The sequence below is a fragment of the Nostoc sp. genome, assembly GCF_036919675.1.
Lineage (GTDB): Bacteria > Cyanobacteriota > Cyanobacteriia > Cyanobacteriales > Nostocaceae > Nostoc.
The window spans coordinates 79,711-102,539 of record NZ_JBALCP010000065.1 but is presented as its reverse complement, the minus strand read 5'-3'; the positions used below and the strand labels follow the sequence as shown (position 1 = coordinate 102,539).

26 protein-coding genes are annotated in these 22,829 nt (G+C 42.4%); 13 read left to right on the top strand and 13 right to left on the bottom strand.

Annotated features, from left to right (window positions below):
- Positions 1 to 762 precede the first annotated feature (762 nt).
- The 8 genes from cysE to V7K49_RS14520 all read left to right on the top strand — a co-directional run bounded on the left by cysE (position 763) and on the right by V7K49_RS14520 (position 5,867).
- A complete protein-coding gene (cysE, locus tag V7K49_RS14555) occupies positions 763 to 1,524 on the top strand; it encodes a serine O-acetyltransferase (protein ID WP_335206141.1) in 762 nt (253 codons plus the stop codon).
- A gap of 41 nt (positions 1,525 to 1,565) precedes the next feature.
- Positions 1,566 to 1,835, top strand: a complete 270-nt coding sequence (locus tag V7K49_RS14550; protein WP_335072655.1) for an Asr1405/Asl0597 family protein — start codon at positions 1,566 to 1,568, stop codon at positions 1,833 to 1,835.
- A 307-nt stretch (positions 1,836 to 2,142) separates the two neighbouring features.
- The gene (locus V7K49_RS14545) at positions 2,143 to 2,340 is read left to right on the top strand and encodes a DUF2949 domain-containing protein (RefSeq protein WP_335206139.1); all 198 of its coding nucleotides are present in this window, start codon (positions 2,143 to 2,145) and stop codon (positions 2,338 to 2,340) included.
- A gap of 355 nt (positions 2,341 to 2,695) precedes the next feature.
- Positions 2,696 to 3,829, top strand: a complete 1,134-nt coding sequence (nifV, locus tag V7K49_RS14540; protein ID WP_334871808.1) for a homocitrate synthase — start codon at positions 2,696 to 2,698, stop codon at positions 3,827 to 3,829.
- The gene (locus V7K49_RS14535) at positions 3,816 to 4,103 is read left to right on the top strand and encodes a nitrogen fixation protein NifZ (RefSeq protein ID WP_334811376.1); all 288 of its coding nucleotides are present in this window, start codon (positions 3,816 to 3,818) and stop codon (positions 4,101 to 4,103) included. The genes nifV and V7K49_RS14535 overlap by 14 nt, the downstream gene beginning before the upstream one ends.
- Positions 4,078 to 4,281: a putative nitrogen fixation protein NifT gene (gene nifT / locus V7K49_RS14530; RefSeq protein WP_273768323.1), complete on the top strand. Its 204-nt coding sequence runs from the start codon at positions 4,078 to 4,080 to the stop codon at positions 4,279 to 4,281. Before V7K49_RS14535 ends, nifT begins: the two co-directional genes overlap by 26 nt.
- A gap of 109 nt (positions 4,282 to 4,390) precedes the next feature.
- Positions 4,391 to 4,936, top strand: a complete 546-nt coding sequence (locus V7K49_RS14525; protein ID WP_334871809.1) for a (2Fe-2S) ferredoxin domain-containing protein — start codon at positions 4,391 to 4,393, stop codon at positions 4,934 to 4,936.
- Positions 4,937 to 5,291: 355 nt separating this feature from the next.
- Positions 5,292 to 5,867, top strand: coding sequence for a Uma2 family endonuclease (locus V7K49_RS14520; protein ID WP_335206137.1), 576 nt, complete (start codon positions 5,292 to 5,294; stop codon positions 5,865 to 5,867).
- Between the two features lie 252 nt (positions 5,868 to 6,119).
- On the opposite strand, the gene V7K49_RS14515 is transcribed toward V7K49_RS14520, so the two are convergent.
- The 6 genes from V7K49_RS14515 to V7K49_RS14490 form a co-directional block, all read right to left on the bottom strand.
- On the bottom strand, positions 6,120 to 6,491 hold the full coding sequence (locus V7K49_RS14515; RefSeq protein WP_335206136.1) for a PIN domain-containing protein: 372 nt from the start codon (positions 6,489 to 6,491) through the stop codon (positions 6,120 to 6,122).
- Between the two features lie 18 nt (positions 6,492 to 6,509).
- Positions 6,510 to 6,761: a hypothetical protein gene (locus V7K49_RS14510; protein ID WP_335206135.1), complete on the bottom strand. Its 252-nt coding sequence runs from the start codon at positions 6,759 to 6,761 to the stop codon at positions 6,510 to 6,512.
- Positions 6,751 to 7,125 (bottom strand): hypothetical protein, encoded by a 375-nt coding sequence (locus V7K49_RS14505; protein ID WP_335206133.1) that lies wholly within the window; start codon positions 7,123 to 7,125, stop codon positions 6,751 to 6,753. The genes V7K49_RS14510 and V7K49_RS14505 overlap by 11 nt, the downstream gene beginning before the upstream one ends.
- A gap of 35 nt (positions 7,126 to 7,160) precedes the next feature.
- Entirely contained in the window at positions 7,161 to 7,319 is a 159-nt protein-coding gene (locus tag V7K49_RS14500; RefSeq protein WP_335206132.1) for a hypothetical protein, read from the bottom strand.
- 462 nt (positions 7,320 to 7,781) lie between these two features.
- Positions 7,782 to 8,726, bottom strand: coding sequence for a PEP-CTERM sorting domain-containing protein (locus V7K49_RS14495; RefSeq protein ID WP_335206130.1), 945 nt, complete (start codon positions 8,724 to 8,726; stop codon positions 7,782 to 7,784).
- 527 nt (positions 8,727 to 9,253) lie between these two features.
- Positions 9,254 to 10,633, bottom strand: coding sequence for a 1-acyl-sn-glycerol-3-phosphate acyltransferase (locus tag V7K49_RS14490; RefSeq protein ID WP_334871815.1), 1,380 nt, complete (start codon positions 10,631 to 10,633; stop codon positions 9,254 to 9,256).
- Between the two features lie 150 nt (positions 10,634 to 10,783).
- Between V7K49_RS14490 and proS the strand changes: the two genes are divergently transcribed.
- Together proS and V7K49_RS14480 are read left to right on the top strand one after the other, a co-directional pair.
- Complete coding sequence (gene proS, locus V7K49_RS14485; protein ID WP_335206129.1) at positions 10,784 to 12,841, top strand: proline--tRNA ligase; 2,058 nt, start codon at positions 10,784 to 10,786, stop codon at positions 12,839 to 12,841.
- A gap of 347 nt (positions 12,842 to 13,188) precedes the next feature.
- The gene (locus tag V7K49_RS14480; RefSeq protein ID WP_334871817.1) at positions 13,189 to 13,803 is read left to right on the top strand and encodes a GerMN domain-containing protein; all 615 of its coding nucleotides are present in this window, start codon (positions 13,189 to 13,191) and stop codon (positions 13,801 to 13,803) included.
- Between the two features lie 76 nt (positions 13,804 to 13,879).
- On the opposite strand, the gene V7K49_RS14475 is transcribed toward V7K49_RS14480, so the two are convergent.
- The 4 genes from V7K49_RS14475 to V7K49_RS14460 form a co-directional block, all read right to left on the bottom strand.
- Positions 13,880 to 14,227: an ArsR/SmtB family transcription factor gene (locus V7K49_RS14475; RefSeq protein ID WP_273768314.1), complete on the bottom strand. Its 348-nt coding sequence runs from the start codon at positions 14,225 to 14,227 to the stop codon at positions 13,880 to 13,882.
- A gap of 76 nt (positions 14,228 to 14,303) precedes the next feature.
- A complete protein-coding gene (gene accB / locus V7K49_RS14470) occupies positions 14,304 to 14,861 on the bottom strand; it encodes an acetyl-CoA carboxylase biotin carboxyl carrier protein (RefSeq protein WP_334871818.1) in 558 nt (185 codons plus the stop codon).
- A 109-nt stretch (positions 14,862 to 14,970) separates the two neighbouring features.
- On the bottom strand, positions 14,971 to 15,528 hold the full coding sequence (gene efp, locus V7K49_RS14465; protein ID WP_334871820.1) for an elongation factor P: 558 nt from the start codon (positions 15,526 to 15,528) through the stop codon (positions 14,971 to 14,973).
- A gap of 64 nt (positions 15,529 to 15,592) precedes the next feature.
- Positions 15,593 to 15,823, bottom strand: a complete 231-nt coding sequence (locus V7K49_RS14460; protein WP_335206127.1) for a hypothetical protein — start codon at positions 15,821 to 15,823, stop codon at positions 15,593 to 15,595.
- Positions 15,824 to 16,074: 251 nt separating this feature from the next.
- Between V7K49_RS14460 and V7K49_RS14455 the strand changes: the two genes are divergently transcribed.
- Positions 16,075 to 17,181: a peptidylprolyl isomerase gene (locus tag V7K49_RS14455; RefSeq protein WP_335206125.1), complete on the top strand. Its 1,107-nt coding sequence runs from the start codon at positions 16,075 to 16,077 to the stop codon at positions 17,179 to 17,181.
- Positions 17,182 to 17,245: 64 nt separating this feature from the next.
- Here the strand turns inward: V7K49_RS14455 and V7K49_RS14450 are convergent, their stop codons facing one another.
- A complete protein-coding gene (locus tag V7K49_RS14450; protein ID WP_335206124.1) occupies positions 17,246 to 17,827 on the bottom strand; it encodes a Uma2 family endonuclease in 582 nt (193 codons plus the stop codon).
- 89 nt (positions 17,828 to 17,916) lie between these two features.
- Between V7K49_RS14450 and thiL the strand changes: the two genes are divergently transcribed.
- A complete protein-coding gene (thiL, locus tag V7K49_RS14445) occupies positions 17,917 to 18,939 on the top strand; it encodes a thiamine-phosphate kinase (protein WP_335206123.1) in 1,023 nt (340 codons plus the stop codon).
- A gap of 187 nt (positions 18,940 to 19,126) precedes the next feature.
- Here the strand turns inward: thiL and V7K49_RS14440 are convergent, their stop codons facing one another.
- A complete protein-coding gene (locus V7K49_RS14440; protein ID WP_273768308.1) occupies positions 19,127 to 20,140 on the bottom strand; it encodes a type I glyceraldehyde-3-phosphate dehydrogenase in 1,014 nt (337 codons plus the stop codon).
- A gap of 116 nt (positions 20,141 to 20,256) precedes the next feature.
- Complete coding sequence (nadD, locus tag V7K49_RS14435) at positions 20,257 to 20,883, bottom strand: nicotinate (nicotinamide) nucleotide adenylyltransferase (protein ID WP_334871825.1); 627 nt, start codon at positions 20,881 to 20,883, stop codon at positions 20,257 to 20,259.
- Positions 20,884 to 21,286: 403 nt separating this feature from the next.
- On the opposite strand from nadD, the gene murC reads away from it, so the two are divergent.
- Positions 21,287 to 22,750, top strand: a complete 1,464-nt coding sequence (gene murC, locus V7K49_RS14430; RefSeq protein WP_335206122.1) for a UDP-N-acetylmuramate--L-alanine ligase — start codon at positions 21,287 to 21,289, stop codon at positions 22,748 to 22,750.
- The last annotated feature ends 79 nt before the right edge of the window (positions 22,751 to 22,829 follow it).

Below are 22,829 nucleotides of genomic sequence, written 5' to 3'. Positions count from 1 at the left end.
AATCCACCTCTGAACTGCGTCAACGAGTCTTTGAACTGGATGAATCCACCTCTGAACTGCGTCAACGAGTCTTTGAACTGGATGAATCCACCTCTGAACTGCGTCAACGAGTCTTTGAACTGGATGAATCCACCTCTACAAATTTCGTGGGTATGGTAGTACAGCAGCGCTAACTTACAGCAATCAGTTATTATTCGATTGCAATGGGAACATTTACCTATTATGCTGTTCTAATATTTTGCGACAGCTATTCCCACACATCTATATAATAAGAAAATATCTAATATGAGCTATAACTATATTTTGAAACGTATATATACATACAGACAGCAAATCCTAAGAGAAAATAAAGAAACTTGTCTTTCGCCTAAACAAATAATAGGATACTAATAGTAGTAGCATATACAAAAAATTGATTTTTAATCTCATCAAACTCATATTTGAGTGCATCTGAGTACAACTTAATATATTGCAAAATCTCTTGACTAAATCTTAGCAAACTCTTATAGGTAAAGTTTCTTGTAGCGAGTACAGAAATTCTTAAACCCTGCCCCAAAAATACTAGTCCCCCGATCATTAAATACTAGCGCCCCTACCCCAAGACATATTTTAAGTTTATCTTAAGTCGGGGTTTCGGCGTTTGAGTACAACCTTAATCAATCCAATAAATCCAATCAGCATTGGGTTTCCTATCCAGTTGGAAGTCGCCTGATATAAGCATAAAAATAGCACATGGCTCTTTCAACCAGATAGACAGTACCGATGCAACAGTCTTTAGACACTATCAAGAATCCCCAGACTATCAAAACGCAGGATTCTGCACATACATCCCTGCTGAAAAATCTCTTCTCTGGCGTTTTTTTTGAGCCATTATTGAGTGATTTTCGCATTATCTTTGAGCGCGATCCAGCAGCATGTAATTGGCTAGAGGTGGTGTTTTGCTATCCTGGATTGCACGCACTCTGTTTGCATCGTCTTGCTCACTGGTTAAATGGTCGAGGAGTGGGTTTTATTCCCCGGTTTATTTCTCATTTGGGACGATTTTTGACCGGAATTGAAATTCACCCAGGTGCAGAGATTGGTCAGGGTGTGTTTATCGACCACGGAATGGGTGTTGTGATTGGCGAAACTGCGATCGTCGGCGACTATACACTGATTTACCAGGGCGTCACCCTTGGCGGAACTGGTAAAGAAAGCGGTAAGCGTCATCCCACAGTGGGTAAAAATGCAGTGATCGGGGCGGGTGCGAAAGTTTTAGGTAATCTTGAAATTGGCGATCGCGTCCGTATTGGTGCAGGTTCGATTGTCTTGCGGAATATCCCCAGCGATTGCACAGTCGTGGGAGTTCCGGGCCGAATTATTTCCCGAAATGAAAACGCCAGCCTTTCTCCTTTAGAACACGGAAAGCTACCCGATGTGGAAGCAACCGTGATTTATTCTTTGCTCTCACGCATTGAGCAACTCGAAAAACAGCTGCAAACTTTAGAAATCAGGAAACAGCAGACAGGAATTAGTAGTAAGTAATTATTCTCCTTCATCCCCGTCATCTTCCCCACTTTGCCAATATGAGAGAATTAAATGCCTCACCACTTAGTTCTGAGCCTTTAGGCGATCAAGTTTTGCAAATTCCTTTGAGCGATCGCTGGCGAATCCATCACCGTTTGCAAGAGTTAAAAATTAAGAGCTACTGTCCCCCCGATGGTTCTTTACGAGTGCAAGTGAACAATTTGCTAGAAGTAATTCTAATTCGCAGTACAGTTATGCAATTTCTTGCTTCTCGTCAGGAATTATTGGAGTGGCTAGAGCGTTGCTGGCATTACAGTGATGAAAAATGAAGTGTTTTTGTTAAACCTAATTCAGACATTATTAATCTTGAATTCATGACGCAGGCACTGCACTTCATACTTTTTGTTCATAGATGCACAAATCTATTCGATATTTAGAAGTTGAAGCTACTGTCCGCTAGCAGATTTTGTTGCAGACTGGGAGGGATTAACCGAGTTTTAGATTTTGTTTAGTCTCCTAAATCTGAAATTTCCCTGACATTTAGCGACAATTACAAGGGCGAAATTACCAAACAAGACTGGAAAATTCTGATTTTTAATTCTTTCCCAAATTAATAAATTGAAAGTTCAATCAATTATGCCTACTCGGAACAGAGATATAAAACTCCTCAATTTTTTGCACAAGGAACTTGAACTTTCAAATGCGGATATTGCTGTAGCTTTGCGACACCGGGAGTTAGAAAATGGCCCGTTAGCGATGCTCCTCTGGCAGTATGGTTTAGTTAACTTGGAGCAGCTAGAAAAGATTTTTGACTGGCTAGCAGAACAAAGTTAGCTAATTTGTACCTATTACCTGCCTAAATTACACCCCAATGCTCTAGAAAATCTGAGGTTACCAAGATGATTACATCCTTAATTGCTGGATTCTGTGTCTTACTTTGTTCCGGATTTGCTAATAGCTATATTAGTTCATTGCTACTCGAACAAACTTCAACTGACATCGGTAAAAACGATTAGTAAAATATACATGGTTTTAGTTCCCTGTCATACAGATGTAATGCTGCTAATCGGTCAATAATTAAGGATCATGTATCCTACATTATGAATTGTGATATTTTTAGCATTTACCATCGCTGGGGATTGTAGAGAGAAAGGATATTAAGAATACTTCCAATAGAGGGATATTTGCAATGAATCAAATCATAATTAATGACACTACATTGCGTGATGGCGAACAAGCAGCAGGTGTTGCTTTTAACCTAGAAGAAAAAGTAGCGATCGCTAAATTTCTCGATGCCATTGGTATTCCCGAATTAGAAGTTGGTATACCAGCAATGGGTGACGAAGAAACACGAGCGATCGCAGCAATTTCTAAGTTAGGTTTACAAGCAAAACTCCTGGGCTGGAACCGTGCTGTCATCTCAGATATTAAGGCTTCTATCGCTTGCGGTCTGAACCGGGTGCATATCGCCATTCCCGTCTCTGGTATCCAAATCGCCGCCAAATTTCACGGTCAATGGCGAGTAAGTTTGCAAAAACTCAAAGACTGTATCAGCTTCGCCGTCGATCAAGGCCTTTGGGTAGCAGTCGGCGGAGAAGATTCTTCCAGGGCTGATGAAAACTTTCTCTTAGATGTAGCACTTTATGCTCAAGAATGGGGTGCATCCCGGTTCCGCTTCTGCGATACCGTAGGAGTTCTCGACCCTTTCACGACCTACACAAAGGTCAAACGGCTGGTTTCAGCTTTAATGATTCCCCTAGAAATCCATACCCACAATGATTTTGGTCTGGCAACTGCCAACGCACTTGCGGGTATCAAAGCCGGAGCATTATCAGTGAATACCACAGTCAACGGTTTGGGTGAAAGGGCGGGAAATGCAGCTTTAGAAGAAGTTGTCATGGCGATCAAACGCATCTACGGCGTTGATTTGGGCATCCACACACCCAGTTTGCTGGAACTGTCTCAACTAGTTGCAGCTGCATCAGGTGCAGATGTACCACCCTGGAAAGCGATTGTTGGCGAAAATACCTTTGCTCACGAATCTGGCATTCATGCTCATGGAGTGCTGCAAAACCCCATCACCTACGAACCATTTGCTCCCGAAGAGGTGGGTTGGGAACGGCGTTTAGTATTAGGAAAACATTCTGGACGGCATTTGGTTTCAAACTTGCTAGAGCAGCATGGAATTTTCTTGAACTCCCAAGAAACCCAGTCTGTTTTAGACGCAGTGCGCCATCAATCGGTACAGAAAAAACGCAGCCTGACAACAGAAGAACTATTGAATTTGGTCAGAGAACAGAGGTATTCTCATGCAACGCGATGAATTAGAACTAAACTTGCCACCTGCTTTTGAAATTGGTGAAAAAGTCAGAGTTCGCAAATTGCTCAAGAACGATGGTACTTTTCCTGGTAAAGAAGTCGGGCAAGTTTTAGTGAACAAAGGAGATATCGGTTACATAGCAAGTATAGGCACATATTTGCAGAGTTCATATATCTATGCTGTGCATTTCTTAGAAACAGGGTTCGTCGTCGGCTGTATGAAAAAAGAACTAGAATCTGTTGAGGAATCTCATGAAAGTAATGCTACGCATGAATGACGCCGGTACCTTAGTAGTCTACGTTGCTAAAAAAGACCTTGAGGAAGAAGTAGTCAAACAAACCGATGGAAATGATGGCAAGATTCTCACCCTAGCAAATGGTTGGGAATTGGAATTTCGTGATTTACCAGACGCAGCAAATTTACCTCAAACTGTAGAAGCTAAACGCCTCTCATAAAAAAAGTTAGGAGTGATGAGTTATGAATGATAATTTATAATTATTAAATCCTAACTTTTAACTCCTAACTCCTAACTCTAAACTCCTCACTCCTAACTTTTTATCAATCATGGGTAACAAGTATCTGACGTTATCAGAATTGAATCTTGAGGGACAGTTACTAGGTTTTGTTGGTGGTGATCCAGGAAAATATAAATACTTGCAATTGGCAGTTCCATCTGGAAATGTGGAAATTAAATTGCCTAAAGAGTTGCGCCGTTCTCTAAGTTCATCTTTAGTTCCTGGCCAGCAAGTTCGTGTTTGTGGTCATAGTAAGCTAGACTCACGCACAAGTAAGATAAAAATTAAAGCCTATCGGGTGACACCAATTGATGCGTGTCCAAATCAAGATTTACCGCCTGAAACCAAAGCGAGGATTATGGTATGCCAAAAGTCAGGTTGCCTCAAACGTGGTGGTAAAGGGTTTTTATCAGAATTAGAAAAAACTTTGGGCGATCACGGTTTGTTAGACAAAGTTACCATTGAACATACTGGTTGCCAAAAATGCTGTAGTAGCGCCCCCAACTGTGTTTTAGAACTTGGTAAAAAGAAATACAAGAATATTCAACCTGAAGCGATCGCATCTTTGCTAGAAAGTCACTTAACTCAAGAGTAATAACCTTCTCTAGCTATTCTTAAAATAATACACAACAAATAGGGGTAAAAATTTAACCCCTATTTGTTGTTGGGATCGTCTATGTAGCACTCTTGTCAAACTGCGATCGGCTAAGTTATAACTGCTGCACTGCTAGTAATACTCAATACAAGCAGCACTTATAAAAATTTTCTGTAGTCTTGTTCAAGCTGGACTACACGCTTAGTCATTGTGTATAACTTTTTTGGAATTACCTTAAATACTTAAAAATAAATGTCTTTGTTTAGCAATTTACTCAATCTGCATTCAGCAAACAAACCGCGTGAAGATTTTTTTACTGATAAGATAAAAATAACTCTGCATTCTCGTAATTGTTATGAGCCTTACCACTGCTAAACGCTTTACTATAGCTGAATATCACCGTCTAGCTGAACTCGGCTTCTTTGAGGAGAATGACCGAGTTGAGCTAATTAAGGGTGAAATAGTCCAGATGGCAGCAAAAGGTACACCGCACTCTGTTTGTGAAACACGCCTAGAGCGAGAATTATATAGGCTAGTAGGCGATCGTGCAACCCTGCGAGGACAACAACCAATTACTTTGTCTAACAACAGTGAGCCTGAACCAGATAGAGTAATTGCAAAAAATAGAGATGATGACTATCTAGCAAATCATCCCAGCCCATCTGATATTTTACTCTTAATTGAGATTGCCGATTCATCCTTAAAATATGACCAAGAGGAAAAGCTACCTATTTATGCAGAAGCGAGTATCTCTGATTATTGGATATTTAATTTAGTAGATTATTATCTGGAGTGCTACAGCGAATCTTATCAAGGTTTGCAAGGTAAATTTGGTTATCGTCGTAAGGTGATTTTTCTGCCAAATGAATCAGTTAATCTGCCCTGTTTTCCTGATTTAGTTGTGGATTTATCTAAGGTATTTCTAGGTTGACGTGTAAGGGGCGATCACTAAACATCTATATACCATGAAAATATTGCATTATGTTATAGGCGAATAGCCAGCTTGGTGAACTAGCATGGATACCGAAAATATCTCTAGGCAACAAGTAAGGCTACCACTTGATCAAAATAGCTGGTAAATTCAGAAATTAAATTAATGTAGTCAAGAGGAGTGCTAGTAGTTGATTCTTTAACAATTTTGATCACATCCTCCTTCATATTATGAATAGCAAAAATTACAGATTTATAGGGTATTAAAATAAGCAATTTTCCTAGTTAAGATATAATCAATTTTTAAAATATTTGCACATTCTAACTGGATTGCAAACTCAAAATCAGCTAACTTGTACTTGCTAGCTTTTTCCAAAATTATGTCATCAATAGGGCAGATTGTCATTATTGCTCTGATATCAGATAGTGCCTGCCAAGCAATCTCAACTTCCACACTTTCTCTGCCGATATCGAATATTTTATTGAGCGTTGTTGGAGTAACATAACCCTCTATTTGTTCAGACTCAATCAACTCCCAGAGTTTTACTGAATCTTCCACAAATGCTTCTCGGTCTAGGAGAATATCTAAAAGAATGTCAATATCTACTAAAACCCGTCTAATCATTTTGTGTTGCCCTAATCTCTAATTTCCAGGTTTAGCAACTTCAGAATCAGAAGAATACTGATTGTTTCCTGGTTTGCCACGCTTAAATATTCCGCGCACTCGTTTCAAACGTGGCAACTCTGTCACGGATTCTTCTGTCACTTCTGCTACTTCTGGGAGTAAATGTGCAACTCCAAATAGTTTTCCCAAAGGAGATGTTTTTAGAAAAGCTTGCCTTTGAGCGTGAGTCATCATCTCACTTGACCCTACTCTTATTTCATCACTGCTCATATAGCTTTGCTTCTCCCCATTGACTTTCGTGTAGCTGACAGAATTTTGCTGCTGCTGTTCGTGAAAATCTGAAGCCATATAAATCTTCTCCAGGAGTGCTACGTGCGAACCCAAGATACTCCATTTGCACTTTATCTCTATAGTATGACACAGCTGTATCTAGAGCTTGCAAAATAACTAACGGCTCGTCTGCTTCTGTTTGACAAAATCCTAGACTCACCTTAATTGCATACCAGATTAACCATTTGCCGATTGGTTCAATCAACCGTTCAGCTACATCTCCTCGACTTGTAGGATGAGCTTCTATATGTTCTATTTCTAGAAAACGGGGATATCCAGGATGAGGATAAAGACCATATTGCACTAATCCCCAAACTTTACCACCATAAACGAGTTTGACTATGTTTTGACATCAAAACTGGTATTTTTCCAGAAGTTTAACCAGTTACAAGACCAATCGATTGGCATATCATTTTCTCTAGCTGGGGAAAGACAAGCTATTTCCTCAGCCGTCGGTTGGATTTGGACTTTTACCTGATAGGAGCCAATGGTAGTCAATTAAGTTTTACAACCTTTTAATGGAAAAATTTCACATCAAAAGATTATAATATACAATCCATAATCCTTGTAGAGACGTAGCACTGCTACGTCTCTACATTCTTTTTTGGATATATCTATAGTCTGATATAGGTGTATCTAGAGCTTGCAGAATAACTAGCGTCTTGTCTGCTTGCGTTTGACGAATATTATGAGCTTTACCAAGATTGTTTGGAGAATTGCCTGAGTAGTTTTTGTATTTGATAACTATACTTAGAGAAAAAATGCCCTTACTTTCTAGTAAGAGCATTGAAATTTACTTATTTAATGTTTAGTGGGGAAATCTTTGGAGCTTGGGATACTTTTCGCTTAAGCTTTATCCAAACTTCCATTCCTCCAGCTATTATTTTTCCTGAGGAAAATGTAGTCTTTTCTCTTGTCCATAATCACTGAAGATAAATCAAGCTGTATTGTGAATAGTCCCTACGCAATTGCTACGGTAATTAATTTCTTGCGCCGTTTGCTGCCAGCTAAGGCCAGACCGACGATTCCTAAACCAGCGAGACTAGCAGGCTCAGGAGTCGATTTGAGAATAGTAGATTTCTTAAATTCAAATGCAATGGTTTGTGTGCCGTTGTATTTGTTGGCATCATAGCCAGTGGTTAGCAACTGCTGCGTTACATCACCCTGTGCTAGAAACGAGATTCCATTAAGATAATTTCCAGAGTTAATGACATTGAGATTAAATGTATTGTCCTTGCCATTATTAGTAAAGTAACTACTAGTCAAATCACCATAACTGGCAACACCACCACCTTGTTTTACCTGACTTTCGTAAGAATTCCCTCCTCCTGCCAAACCACCATATGTAGCAACACTGTAGCCTTCTTTGCTATCAGCAACTGTCTTTGCCTGAACACCACTATAAACACCTAGTTGTTGTACCCCTGAAGCATTCACTGAGGAGAAATGAATACCAAACAAATCTCCGCCGCTCATAGCATCTTCAAAGGTCTTACCGGCCATGTTGAAGAACAAATCACCATATCCAATCTGACCACCTGCTGCACCCGCTTCAGCCTCTCCTGTTAACTTCATATTGCCATTGATTGCCACAATGACGCTGGTAGCAGTTTCTTTGATAGCCATACCAGAGATATCGTAGGGATTTACTGTCCCTGGTGCGGCACCAACCCAGTAGTTCCCGTTCATTCCATCTGTGTTTGAATCAAATGCATACTGCCAGCCGCTAGCATCAGTGGGGTTTTGACCCATAAAAAGACCGGTAGTGTCGTTCAGACACTCCAAAGATATGCTAAATGCTGTTCCCTTTAAGTCGGAGGCATATGCTCCTTGACCAGCCACAAAGAAGATTCCAAAAGTGGTAATGCCAATCTTCAGTAAATTGAGTAAGCTGTGAGTTTTCATTATTTATAACCTGATTGATTTAGGGAATCACAATTTCCTGGACTTATCTATTTGTAATTGGAATTACAAAAACAAAAAAGCGTGATTCTTCTGAAAATAGAATTTGTAAAAGTTAACGGTAATTTTATAAAACTCAAATAACTAATTACATATTTAGTTGAAATTGCTTTGACTTTACCTAATTGTCTTCAATGTGAAATAGGAGTAAAGCCAAGTAGGCCTAGTAGCCTAAGATTTTTTGCACCCTTTTACTTAGATATTTTTGAAAAATTTTTGGGTTTGTGTAAGCTTAATAAAGCATATCCCGCCAGCATCTCCGTACAGGGCATCTAAACCCGCGATCGCTAGAAATTTGTTGTCTGCATTGATCTACTTTAGAAAGTAATATCCGCTTCGGAGGACACTTGGGCATTTACATTGCACTCTTGCTAATTAAGGGAGTCAGGAGCCAGGGGGTCGAAATCAATAAGCCTCCTGACGACTGACACCTTTATTCTGCTTCCTAGCTAAAGATGCAACCCTCCTAATCAAATCAATCCTTCCAACGCGTGTTGTAAATCATTCGTCACTTCAGCAACAGCTTGCCTAGCACCCAAACGATTTTCTTTATACGCCGGGTAGCGCTGAGAAACAGATATCGGTTCACCCACAGTAATTTTGACTTTTTGCTTACCCAATTGCGGACGCTGGACAGCTTTATCGCCTTTAATTTTAGCGATCATCTGCCATAAAATTAAAGTTGTCTCAGCAAACCTTTCTACCGTTGGATTTTCACGAATATAATTACCAGAAACTGCCACAAAACTTTCTACTAAACGCATATGCCACATCCGCGCATTCGCTTCTTCCGCAACGCGATCGCCTAAAGCTTTCTCTACAGCAGACACTCCTTTTACATCCTTAAATTCTTCTCTAAATATATAATTCCAACCAGCTTGTTCTACTCGCCGGCAGCGGTCAGTCAAATTACCTTTTGGCTGCAAGTCAAAATACTGTTCTGATATTTGTAGCGCTGCATTTAATAAAGCTTGCAAACGAACTGCTAACGCTTCATTTCTATCTTCAATTTCTTCTACTATTTTGGCATCCGGCAGCTTTTGATGATAAAAGCGCGTGTAAAATTGTTCCATCAGCAAAAGTAAATGTTCTGCCAAAGTCAACAACCGGGGATAAAGCGACTCTACAGAAGCATGTTCTGATGGATTCACAGCTAAACCACTAGCCGCTTCCAATTCACTTAAAAGATTGGCGATCGCATCCCAAGGAGCATCAACGTAACTATATTTAATCCCAACTGGTACAATTAAAACCTGTTCGGGGCGTCCAGCTTTGTGCAAATCTTCAGCACACCAAAAGCCTAATTGGGCGATACCAGGTTCCAGGGGGCTAATATTCTCTGATAAACCATTGGTAGCACCTTCTGGCGCAGCAGCCATCGGGAATTTCCCATTGGCAAACAAGTCACGCGCCGAACGTAACCCCGTCCAGTCAGCCTTACCCCGCTGAATCGGAGTACCACCTAAATGAGACATGATCCAGCCAACGTGGGCACCTGCCCATAGAGGAATGCCGCGATCGTAGATAAAATGAGCGTGAATCGGAAATTCTAGCGCTGTACCTTGCGATCGTGCTACCTTTGGCACCAGTTGAGACAGCAAGTAGCCCAAACAAAGTGGATCATCTGTTTTAGGATGGCGAAATGCCAGCATAAAACGGATCTTACCCTCCTGAAACTGGCGATAGACATCTACCAAAGCCTCTACATTGTCTGCTTCAATTTGGGTAATAGCTGTTTGCCAGTTTATCCAACTGGGTAGTAACAGATGGACAACTCGTAGTAATAAGGGGTTAAACGCCGGCGGAATAAATTCTAAGGGTGCTTGTGCTTGATAAATTACATCTGCCAAGGTAGTTGTCTCCTAAAGTTGTGATCAAAAAAGGCGGAAAGCTATAAATAAAAATGAAAAAGAAATAACACTGTATACTTTGTACTTCATCCTTAATACTTCATACTTTAGTTGACATAGAAATTAGTGAGCAAAGAAAGGCTATAAACGATGCGACTGTCACAAATGTTATTCGTTACACTCCGGGATGATCCGGCTGATGCTGAGATTCCTAGTCATAAATTATTACTCCGTGCAGGTTACATTCGTCGCATCGGTAGTGGTATCTATGCTTATCTCCCACTCATGTGGCGGGTACTGCAAAAAGTTTCCCAGATTGTGCGGGAAGAAATGAACGCTACAGGCGCACAAGAATGTCTCCTACCACAATTACAACCTGCTAATTTATGGAAGGAATCGGAACGCTGGGACACTTACACCAAAGCTGAGGGGATCATGTTTTCCCTAATTGACCGCCGTGAACAACAATTAGGATTAGGCCCAACTCACGAGGAAGTAGTCACAGCGATCGCTCGTGATATGATTCGCTCTTATCGCCAATTACCACTGCACCTCTACCAAATTCAAACCAAGTTCCGCGATGAAATTCGTCCCCGCTTTGGTTTGATGCGTGGACGGGAATTTATCATGAAGGACGGCTATTCCTTCCATGTCGATGAAGCCAGCCTCAAAGAAACTTACCAGGATATGTATAAAGCCTACAGCAATATCCTGCGACGTTCTGGTTTAGCTTTTCGGGCAGTGGAAGCCGACTCTGGGGCAATTGGTGGTTCTGGTTCCACAGAATTTATGATTTTGGCAGAAGCTGGTGAAGATGAAGTTCTCTACACTGAGGATGGCAAATACGCCGCTAACGTAGAAAAGGCTGTTTCTTTACCAATTGACGCCGAAACCTCACGGTTTACAACCTACGAGAAACGCGATACACCTGGAACAGAAACGATTAACAAGCTCTGTCAACTCCTCAACTGTTCTCCCACCCAAGTGGTGAAAAACGTCCTTTACGAAGCCGTTTATGCCAATGATAATGTTTTGCTAATACTTGTCAGCATTCGGGGTGACCAAGAAGTTAACGAAATTAAGCTACAAAATGTATTATCTCAATTTACTGATCAATATGGTAGAACTGCAACGTTTCCATCTGTTGATGAAAATGGTAAAGATTTAGCCATTATACGTTTGAAAATTTCTGACGTGGAATCGCAAAAGCATTGGGCTGTTAAACCACTCCCCTTGGGTTATGTTTCTCCTAATTTAGGGGATTATATTAAAGTTAAAGCTTTAACCCACCAAGAATTAGCTACAAGTTTGCAACTAGAACCGGAGTATGGTTTATCTTTGCAGGTACTAGCAAATATTTTGCAATATCTGACACCAGACGAAAATGGTAAATACTTAGTGTCAGATGTCAAAAATTCTGCTCAACAGGTTTTGGCAAATCAGGTACTTTCTTTGACGAGACTCAATAGCCAGTTAAGAAGTTTGGAACTAGAATATCCAAAACTTGTACATTTAGTAGACAACACAGCCTTTTATTTAGAAAACTTTGTTACAGGCGCGAATGAAGCTGGCTATCACGTAGTTGGTGCAAATTGGGGTAAGCAATTTAACCGACCAGAAAAAGCAGTAGATGTGCGGAAGGCAAGACCAGGCGATCGCGCCATCCATAACCCAGAACAAACTCTTGCAAGCGCCCGTGGAATTGAAGCAGGTCACATCTTCCAATTAGGTACTAAATATTCCCAAGTGATGGGAGCAACTTATACCAATGAACAGGGTGAAGAAAAGCCACTAATTATGGGTTGTTTTGGCGTAGGTGTGTCACGACTAGCACAAGCCGCTGTAGAGCAATCTTACGATAAAGATGGGATTATTTGGCCAGTAGCGATCGCACCCTATCACGCGATCGTCACAATTCCTAACATTAAGGATGCTCAACAAGTTGAAATCGCCCAAAAACTTTACACAGAACTGAATCAAGCGGGAATTGAAACCCTACTAGATGACCGCGATGAACGGGCAGGAGTGAAATTTAAAGATGCTGACTTGATTGGCATCCCTTATCGGATTGTAACCGGGCGAGCGATCGCTAATGGCAAAGTCGAAGTTGTAGAAAGAGCCACCCGTAAATCTCAAGAAATTGTCATTGATGAAGTTACAGCTACACTTCATCAGTGGATTTCCGCAGCGATAGCGGGTAAAAATTAAACGCATAGGCGCTTCGCCTTCCCGCAGGGTAAGGGCGTAAAGGTTTACGCAGAGGAATAAATACTTTACTTTGCGTTCCTCTGTGTTTTCCTCAGTGTTCCTTTGCTTTGTTAATTTAATTTTCAATCATCTCCAGAAAGAATCAGATTTACATAATTTGGAGGTGACGGATTAGAAGTAAAAATTCTAGAATTGAATAAGGGACTTGCAAGATTAAAAATAATTGTATTTTGATGCATCAAGCCTCCTCCAAGTTGTGGGAAACTCTCCACTTATAAGTATCGTCTTTAACCAGGCTGCTCCTCACATAACTCCCATATCAGCCCTCAGTCAGGAAGGTTTTGAACATGAAAGACCAACAAGGATCTAATCGGATTTCTTCAGGCGCAATTGCAGCCGTGTCAGCAGTGGTTGTAGCGGTGGGTGGCGGCGTAGCTTGGTTTACTTCCCACTCCAGTAATACTCCCACACCGTCAAACCCCTCTCAACAGATCGCTCAACCAGCAAAGCCATCAACTAGACAGCCAGTTAATGAGCAAACGCCTAACGTTTATTGGCTAAGACCAAAGGACAAAAATATTGCTTTGGTTCCCCAGCCTGTTAAAGTGGCTTCTATACTACCCAACCAGCCTTTAGAAGCAGCTTTTCAAAGTTTGTTAGCAGGCCCACCAACCGGAGGGACAGATTCAACAACCATCCCTAAAGCAACCAAACTCTTGGGGCTGAAGTCAGAAAATGACGAAGTTCACGTTAATTTATCTGAAGATTTTACCAGCGGTGGTGGTAGTACCTCAATGATCGGTCGCGTGGGACAAGTTGTTTATACTGCGACAACTTTAAATCCCAAAGCCAAGGTGTACATTGACGTGAACGGCAAACCGTTGGATGTTTTAGGTGGTGAGGGTCTAGAGTTAGAACAGCCACTAACTCGTGAAAGCTTTCAAAAAAATTATCCACTTTAAAAAAGTTAGGAGTCGAGACGCGATTAATCGCGTCTGTGCAGGAGTGAGGAGTTTTAACTCATAACTCTTATTAAGCTTATCGATTACCATTTAACACACGAAAATTACGGGCTTGCTGTTCTAACCTTGTGGCGAGGCGATCGCAAACCCGATTACACAAATCAAAAATCATTTGATCTTCCACCCGGTAATAGGCGCAAGTTCCTTCACTGCGGCGGCTAAGGATACCTGCTTGCCACATTACCTTCAGGTGTTTTGACACATTTGCCTGAGAAGTCTGGGTTGCCTCTACCAATTCTTGCACGCATTTTTCTTCATCCCGTAATAAGTGGAGCAGCCGCAGGCGCATCGGCTCACTTAACAGGCTGAAGTATTCAGCTACTTGTTGCACCACTTCTGGCGGTAAAGGCAACGTTTGTTTCATCAGGATTAACCCGCAAGGACTGAAAGTTTTAACGATGACTCATTTGAGATGACTCATTTCATATATAGATTAATACTTAATCAGGGTTAATTCGCATCAAAGGTTGACCATATTCTACAGCGTCACCATTTTGGAGGAGAATTTCCATTACCTGTCCGGAGACTTCGGCTTCGATTTCATTCATCAGCTTCATGGCCTCAATGATACAGACTGTTTGACCCTTGCGGATGCGATCGCCCACTTCCACAAATGCCGCTTCCCCCGGTGCAGAAGCGCGATAAAACGTTCCCACCATTGGGGAAGGCACTTCTACTAATCTCTGATCAATGATTGAGGGATGATTTACTGACAACTGTAATTGTGTTCCAGTTCCAGTATTCTCAAATACGCGACCTGTGGCCACCTCTGTTACCGAACTCGTGGTGACCTGATTTGCCCCAGATGAACCCGATGTCAATCCCGAACCTACCACACCGCCTAAGGTCGCTTGACCTGCCGACAACACCTGATTGCTGACACTCACAGCCTTACGGACTGTTAGTTCAAAGTCATCGCTTTTGAGCGTAACTTCTACAATATCTGTTTGTGCGATAGTTGCCAGTAGTTGGCGGATTTCATTAAAGTCCAATGGCACAGTTTTTATTACCTCGACCTATCCATAAATGAGCATCTTAAGTGTGGCAGGGATTTAATCCCTATGTAGGGATTTAAATCAGCAGCAAGCATCTCTGTGGAGATGAAAGTTATTCCCTGCCTAAGTATTTATCCTCACGCGTATCAATCTTGATGCGTTCTCCTTGGGTGAGAAACAAGGGAACCATCACAGTTGCCCCAGTTTCCACAATTGCTGGTTTTGTACCACCTGTAGCCGTGTCACCTTTAACGCCTGGGTCTGTTTGCACTATTTCTAGAACCACAGAATTGGGCAGTTCTACTTCAAGCACTTGCTCGCCCCAACGGATAACGCTGACTTCCATACCTTCTTTCAGGTATTTTATGCGATCGCCAATCTGCGTTACGCTCAATCTGCCTTCTTCGTATGTTTCCATATCCATAAAGACAAACTCATCGCCCTCTTTATAGGTATGCTGCATCGTGCTTTTTTCCAGAGTAGCTTGCGGCAATGTTTCGCCTGCTCGGAACGTTTTTTCCATCACGTTCCCACTCTGAACATTTCTCAGTTTGGTACGTACAAAGGCAGAACCTTTGCCTGGCTTAACGTGGAGGAATTCGAGCACTCGCCATACAGACCCGTCTAATACAATTGAAACACCAGGTCGAAAATCGTTACTGGAGATCATGAAACTTTCAAATTTTGGAAGACAATCGGCATTTATTGTACCCTTCAAGCGGGGTAATTAGTTATTATTTAGTCATTGGGCACTTGTACTGAGCTTGTACTGAGCTTGTCCTGAGCTTGTCCTGACTTGTACTGAGCGTAGTCGAAGTAGCGGTGTCGAAGGGCGGCTTGCCTTGAGCCACTTGTGCCGAGCGTACCCCTGTGGGGAAGCAAGCTACGCGCGGCGTCTCCAAGAGTTGCCGAGGTAAGCCGAAAGGAGTCGTTGGCGTAGCCTCTCCAAGAGTTGTATTGGGCATGGGTTATTCTTTTTGTCCCCCTTATCCCACTACTCCCTACTCCCTACTCCCTACTCTTTCTTAGCTTCCCATCTGCTAATCTGGCTGCTTTGCATTTAATTTTGACTCAGCACCCAGCACGGGCTAAACCATAGCTATCCGCTAACAATACGGGCTAAACGCCCTGCGATCGCTAACAGCACTCCTACTGTGGGAAGATGATTGATGGGTTACGTCCAGTCAACAATTTAATGCTGCATTTAAGTTATCCCATGTCTAACCTATTAAAATCCTGGCTGAAGAACAGCCTAATCGCAATATTGCTGGTAACAATATTTTTAGGCATAACTACAGCTGGGTGGACTCCCTCCAGTAGCGCCGCGCTGCCAGCCGGCAACGCAATTACCGATGGCAAGGCTCTGTTGCGGTATGCACTCCCGATAGATAACAAACCTGTACGGCAACTACAAGCCAGTTTAGAGGATATCTCTGCCCAACTGCGGGCGAATCGGCGGTGGGGTGCTATTTCCAAAGACATCAGCCAAGCATCCCGTATTCTCGATAAACCCTCTCAAATCTTAACAAGCGTTCCCGAAGAACGCCAACCCCAAGCTGAAGCTTGGATTACCGAGTTAAAATCTGGGGTGGGTAAATTGCAAGAATTGGCAGACAGCAAAGATAAAGAACAAATTCTGCAAGACAGAGGCAAACTTCTGAATCTCATAACTCAGCTAGAAGAGTCAATGGTGAAAGAATTCCCCTTTGAAGTACCTGCCCAGTACAGTAACCTACCACAACTTAAAGGTCGTGCCACTGTAGAATTCAAAACCAATAAAGGCGATTTGACCCTCGTAGTGGACGGTTATAGCGCCCCTGTCACTGCTGGTAATTTTGTAGATTTGGTGCAGAGGGGTTTTTATAATGGTTTAGAGTTTACCCGTTCTGAAGAATCTTACTTTCTGCAAACTGGAGATCCAGCCGGCAAAGACGTGGGTTTCATTGAGCCAAAGACGGGCAAATATCGCGCCATTCCCTTAGAAGTCTTAGTTCAGGGTGATAAAGCCCCTACCTATGGCATTACACTAGAAGAAGCTGGTCGTTATATCGATATGCCAGTTCTGCCTTTCTCTGCTTTTGGTGCAGTGGTGATGGCTCGTCCCGAAAGTGAAGTAAATGGTGGTTCATCACAATTTTTCTTCTTTTTGTTTGAACCAGAACTCACCCCCGCCGGACGCAACCTATTGGATGGTCGTTATGCCGTTTTTGGCTATCTCACTGAAGGCAGAGAAATTTTGGATAAACTGAAGGCGGGTGACAAAATTGAATCGGCAACTGTGGTTCAGGGAATAGAAAATCTGGTTGAGCCGCAAGCAGCATAGGAGGAGAGCAGGGGGAGAATAATTACTAACTCCTGTAGAGACGCGATTAATCGCGTCTCTACTCCTAACTCCCCTGACTCAGATTCCCAGCGGTGAACACCTGATCAACTGCGATCGCTAATTCTGGAAAAGTCCGTGATCCAATTTGACTAGTGGCGGTAAAAACTGTTTTTTCGTAAAATCCATCTTCCAGTAGTAACACTGAAATATTTGCTTCTAAAGGATCTACAATCCAATATTCAGGAACCTCTAAGGCTGCATATTCGGAGCGTTTATGACGATAATCCCGTTTCACCCATTCTGGACTGACCACCTCGATAATTAGTAACGGAGGTGACTCAAATACTGCTGAGGCATTCAACAATTCTCTAGCTTGCTCCAGTGTCACTACACACAAATCAGTTAACCTAGATTTATTTCTACCCGTTCTCACCCCGCTTTCCCGAAAACACAGCCAAGTAGAGTTACAACGTTTGATTTCTGCTTTCAAGGCAGTATCTAAAAAATCGACAATCAGGAAATGTTGAATAGTCGGTGGGTTCATTAGCTCCAGCTTGCCATCCACCAGTTCATAATGAAAATCGTTACCATGATCATAGGTTAAGTATTCCTCAAATGTGATGCTGGTTACTGGTGTTGTTACCATCCCAACTGACTCCTAGACGATACTTTTATATTGAACAGTAAAGCAAATCATCAGTTTTCTTAGTAATTTTGCAACACGGAAAACCGATTGTGAACAGTGAATTATCTTCCCTACAAGTACAAGATATTGGAGAACAAGGTCTTTTAGAAAGATTGCAGCGTTTCTGTCCTCCAGAAATTATTGGAGATGATGCAGCAGTACTTGTGACTGCACCAGAGCAATCTTTGGTGGTGACTACAGATGTGCTGGTTGATGGCGTACATTTTAGCAATGTCACCACTTCCCCAGAAGATGCTGGTTGGCGAGCTGCTGCTGCCAATTTATCAGATTTAGCAGCAATGGGTGCTTCGCCATTGGGAATCACCGTCGGGTTGGGACTCCCCGGTGAAGTTAGGGTGAGTTGGGTTGAGCGACTATACCAGGGAATGAGAGAATGCCTGCAAAAATACAATACCTCAATTGTTGGGGGTGATATTGTGCGATCGCCTGTAATTACTCTGGCAATTACCGCTTTTGGTCAAGTTAACCCAAGTCAAATTATCCGCCGTTCTGCTGCTGTTGTCGGGGATGCGATCGTCGTTACAGGCGTTCATGGAGCCTCTCACGCTGGCTTAGAATTGCTCTTACATCCCGAATTGGAACAAAACCTCAACAACGAAGAAAAGACGGCTTTAATCCGCGCACACCAACGCCCACAGCCACGATTAGATGTCTTACCAATCCTCTGGAAAATCTTAGCATCCTCATGCCCTATGCCCATTGCTGGTATGGATAGCAGCGATGGTTTGGCGGATGCGATTATCCAAATTTGCCGTGCCAGTGGCGTTGGCGCTGTGCTAGAACGCAGACAAATTTCCTTCCCAGCAGCTTTTGACCATTGGCTGACACCAGAGCAAGCGCTAAAATATACTTTATACGGTGGCGAAGACTTTGAATTAGTGCTGTGTTTGCCACAAGAGCCAGCATTAGCCTTGGTGCAACATCTTGGTGAGAGGGCTGCGATCGTGGGCAAGATTACACCCGGATCAACAGTACTATTTCACGACGAACAAAAAAAATTCCCTGACCAAGTTCTGAGTCTTAGCCAGGGATTTCAACACTTCAAAAGTTAGAAGTTATGAATTATGAGTCATTCAATTTTGGATTTTAGATTTTAGATTTTAAATTTTTTTAATCCAAAATCCAAAATTCAAAATCTAAAATTGGCAGAGTTATGAGTTTTAATTCCTCACTCTTCATTCCTAACTCCTCACTCCTGCACAGACGCGATTAATCGCGTCTCGACTCCTAACTCTTTAATTAAACCCACTTCTGGGCTACCAATTCTGCCAAATCCAAGACTCGTTGGCTGTAACCCCACTCGTTGTCATACCACGCCATAACTTTCACTAAGTCATTGCCCATAACCAAAGTCAAGCTGGCATCAACAATCGAAGAAGCATCACTACCTTGATAATCGGAAGATACCAGTTCGAGATCGCTATAGTCCAAAATGCCTTTAAGTGAACCTTCGGCAGCATCTTTGAAAGCTTGGTTAACTTCTTCAGTAATAGTACGCTTCTCAACCTGAACTACGAAATCTACCATTGAGACGTTCGGGGTAGGTACACGCAAGGCAACACCATTTAGCTTGCCTTTCAGGTCTGGGATAACCAGCGCCACTGCTTTTGCTGCACCAGTGGAGGTGGGTACAATATTGATCGCTGCTGCCCTCGCCCGTCGCAAATCCCGGTGAGAAGCGTCTAGCAAGCGCTGGTCACCTGTATAGCTATGGGTGGTGGTCATCGTACCTTTGATGATGCCGAACTTATCGTTCAACACCTTGGCGATCGGCGCCAAGCAGTTGGTAGTACAGCTAGCATTACTGATAATGTTGTGTATGTTGTGATCATAGTCGTGATGATTCACACCAATCACAAAAGTGCCATCCTCGTTCTTACCAGGAGCGGTAATCAGAACTTTCTTAGCTCCAGCATTCACATGCTTCAGCGCTCCTTCTTTGCTAGTAAACACCCCCGTTGCTTCGATAATTAGGTCAATTCCCCAATCTCTCCAGGGCAACTTTTCTGGGTTGCGATCGGATACGCACTTAATGGTCTTACCGTTAACGATGATAGAGTTATCATCGGCACTAATCTCAGCACCTTTGATCTTCCCTAGCATCGAGTCATACTTCAGCAGATGAGCATTGGTTCTAGGGTCTGACGTGTCATTAATAGCCACAAGGTCGATTTTACTATTCTCTCTACCCACCCAGCAGCGCGCAAAGTTACGTCCAATCCGCCCGAAACCGTTGATTGCAACTCTAATCACAGTGTCTTGCCCTCTGTATTTATGCTTATATGTTGATATCGTTGACCCCAATCATATCGCAAAGGGGGGGAGCAATAATAACCATAAACTGTTAGATCAATAAAAAAACACATAATTTATTCAGATTTGTTCGAGTAGAGATTGTTGTTAGTGATATATGATCTGACCGATTCCGGGACTAAATAACGAATTGACTGGCGTTCGCGGCAAAATTTGCGAATTAGACTTGACGAAACTCCTACTAAAGGTATATTCAAGAATTGCCAGTGAATAGTGGATGACTGCTCCCTCAGTTGTTCCTCCACTTGCTTGCAGATTAGTTTGCTTTGAGTTATAGTCTCACCACCTAGCAGTCGGGGTGCGATTAACCAATCACACATTTGTGCTAGTTCGTGTCCACGGTACCAACGAGGTAAGGTTTGGAAAGTATCCAAGCCTACAATCCAGTACCAGTGAGTATTTAGGTAAGAAGCAGATAAGTCGATCAGGGTGTTAATGGCATAGGAAGTCCCAGAGCGATTTGCCTCCACTAGTGAGACAGTAAACGCTGGGTTGTCTTTTATGGCTAATTGCAGCATTTCCACACGATGCTCAAACAAAGCTGCTTCTTTGTGAGGAGGATTTAGGGATGGCACCCAAATTACCTTTTCAAGGGATACTTCTTGCATTGCTGTCTCAGCTACGAGCAGGTGTCCCCAATGAATTGGATCAAACGTGCCACCAAAAATTGCTAGTTGCTGCATCCAGTTACGCCTGGGTTTTATGCAATTGAAAAATAGTTTCATTACCAATGTACTATTGTATTCAATTCACGCCTAGACTTGATGCAATTTTAAATAAGTTTCACTAAACAATGTATTATGTAGCCAATTCCAGTAAGGTAGCCAAAAATATGTATTTGACATTACAAGAATTTCTTTCCCGATGTAGCCAAAATTTTGAGAATAATCTTAAGAACAGTTCAAAAATAGCAAAAACCTCTAACCAAGGTAAAATCATTCAGAACCAGCAAAACCAGAGTAGAAACATCATCTGGGCATTAAACATGAACATTATATAGGAGCAGTTACGGTAAAAATCAAATTCCTGTTATGATACGCGTGTCATTTGTGATTATGGTGTGGTGTGGTGTAAGAGGAGCAATAAATGACTAATTCTGTAGATTTTAGTGGTAGACCATTTCATTTCATTGGCATCGGTGGCATAGGTATGTCTGCTCTGGCATACGTTCTCACCAAGCGTCAATTTCCAGTATCAGGTTCGGATCTTCGTCCCAACCACATTACGCACAAATTGGAATCTATTGGTGCTCATATTTTTGGTAGACAAGAAGCAAGCAATCTTGAATTCTTTCGCCCTCAGGTATTGGCTAATGCAGTAGTATTAAATTCACAAGAACAATTACCTACTGCTACTAAGTCAAAACTACCTCAAGTCATTTGTTCAACAGCAATTAACACGAATAATTTAGAATACAAAGCAGCACTGGAATTAGGTTGTCCAATTTTACATCGTTCAGATGTACTAGCCGCCTTAATTTCCGATTACTACAGTATTGCAGTGGCAGGAACACACGGCAAAACTACGACTAGTAGCATGATTGGCTATATGCTTCTGCAAGCTGGTCTAGATCCAACAATTTTAGTGGGTGGCGAAGTCAATGCTTGGGAAGGTAATGCTCGATTGGGACAAAGCCAATATTTGGTGGCCGAAGCAGATGAATCTGATGGTTCTTTGGTAAAACACGCTCCAGAAATTGGCATCATCACCAATATTGAACTCGATCATCCTGACCATTACGATACATTAGAAGAAGTCATTGACATCTTCCAGACATTTGCTGAGGGTTGTAAAACGTTAATAGGTAGCATTGACTGTGCTACAGTGCGCGATCGCTTGCAACCCACAATCAGCTACAGCTTATACTCAGACACCGATGCTGACTACACCGTGACTAATATTGATTATCGTGCTGATGGCACCACGGCTTTAGTTTGGGAAAGAGGCAAAGCTTTGGGCGTATTGAATTTGCGGCTGCTCAGTCGGCACAATCTCAGTAATGCTCTAGCAGCGGTGGCTGTTGGTCGGGCCTTGGGCTTAGAATTTGGAGCAATTGCCAAAGGCATCGCCACCTTTGAAGGAGCAAGACGACGCTTTGAGTTCCGAGGTGAAGTTGATGGTATTACCTTCATTGATGACTATGCTCATCACCCCAGCGAGATTCGTGCTACTCTGGCCGCAGCCCGCTTACAGGCAAGACCAGGGCAAAGAGTGGTTGCCATCTTCCAACCCCATCGCTATAGCCGGACACTGACCTTTTTAAAAGAATTTGCCGAGTCCTTTACCCATGCTGATTTGGTTGTGCTGACTGATATTTACAGTGCAGGCGAACCCAATTTAGGGCAAATTAGTGGTGAACATCTAGCGGCGGAAATTGCTAAACAGCATTCGCAGGTAGTTTATCAACCAACTTTACCCTCAGTGTGTGAGTACTTGCTGCAAACACTACGTCGAGGAGATTTGGCGCTGTTTTTGGGGGCTGGGAACTTAAACCAGGTGATTCCTGAAGTAATTACAACACTTTGCGAGCCTGCTAAAGCCACATCCTAAGTGGAGACTTTGCGAAGTTTTATTTCTGAGCAAAGCGCCCCTCTAGCAACGGTTTCATAGGTTAACTCTATTACCGTAT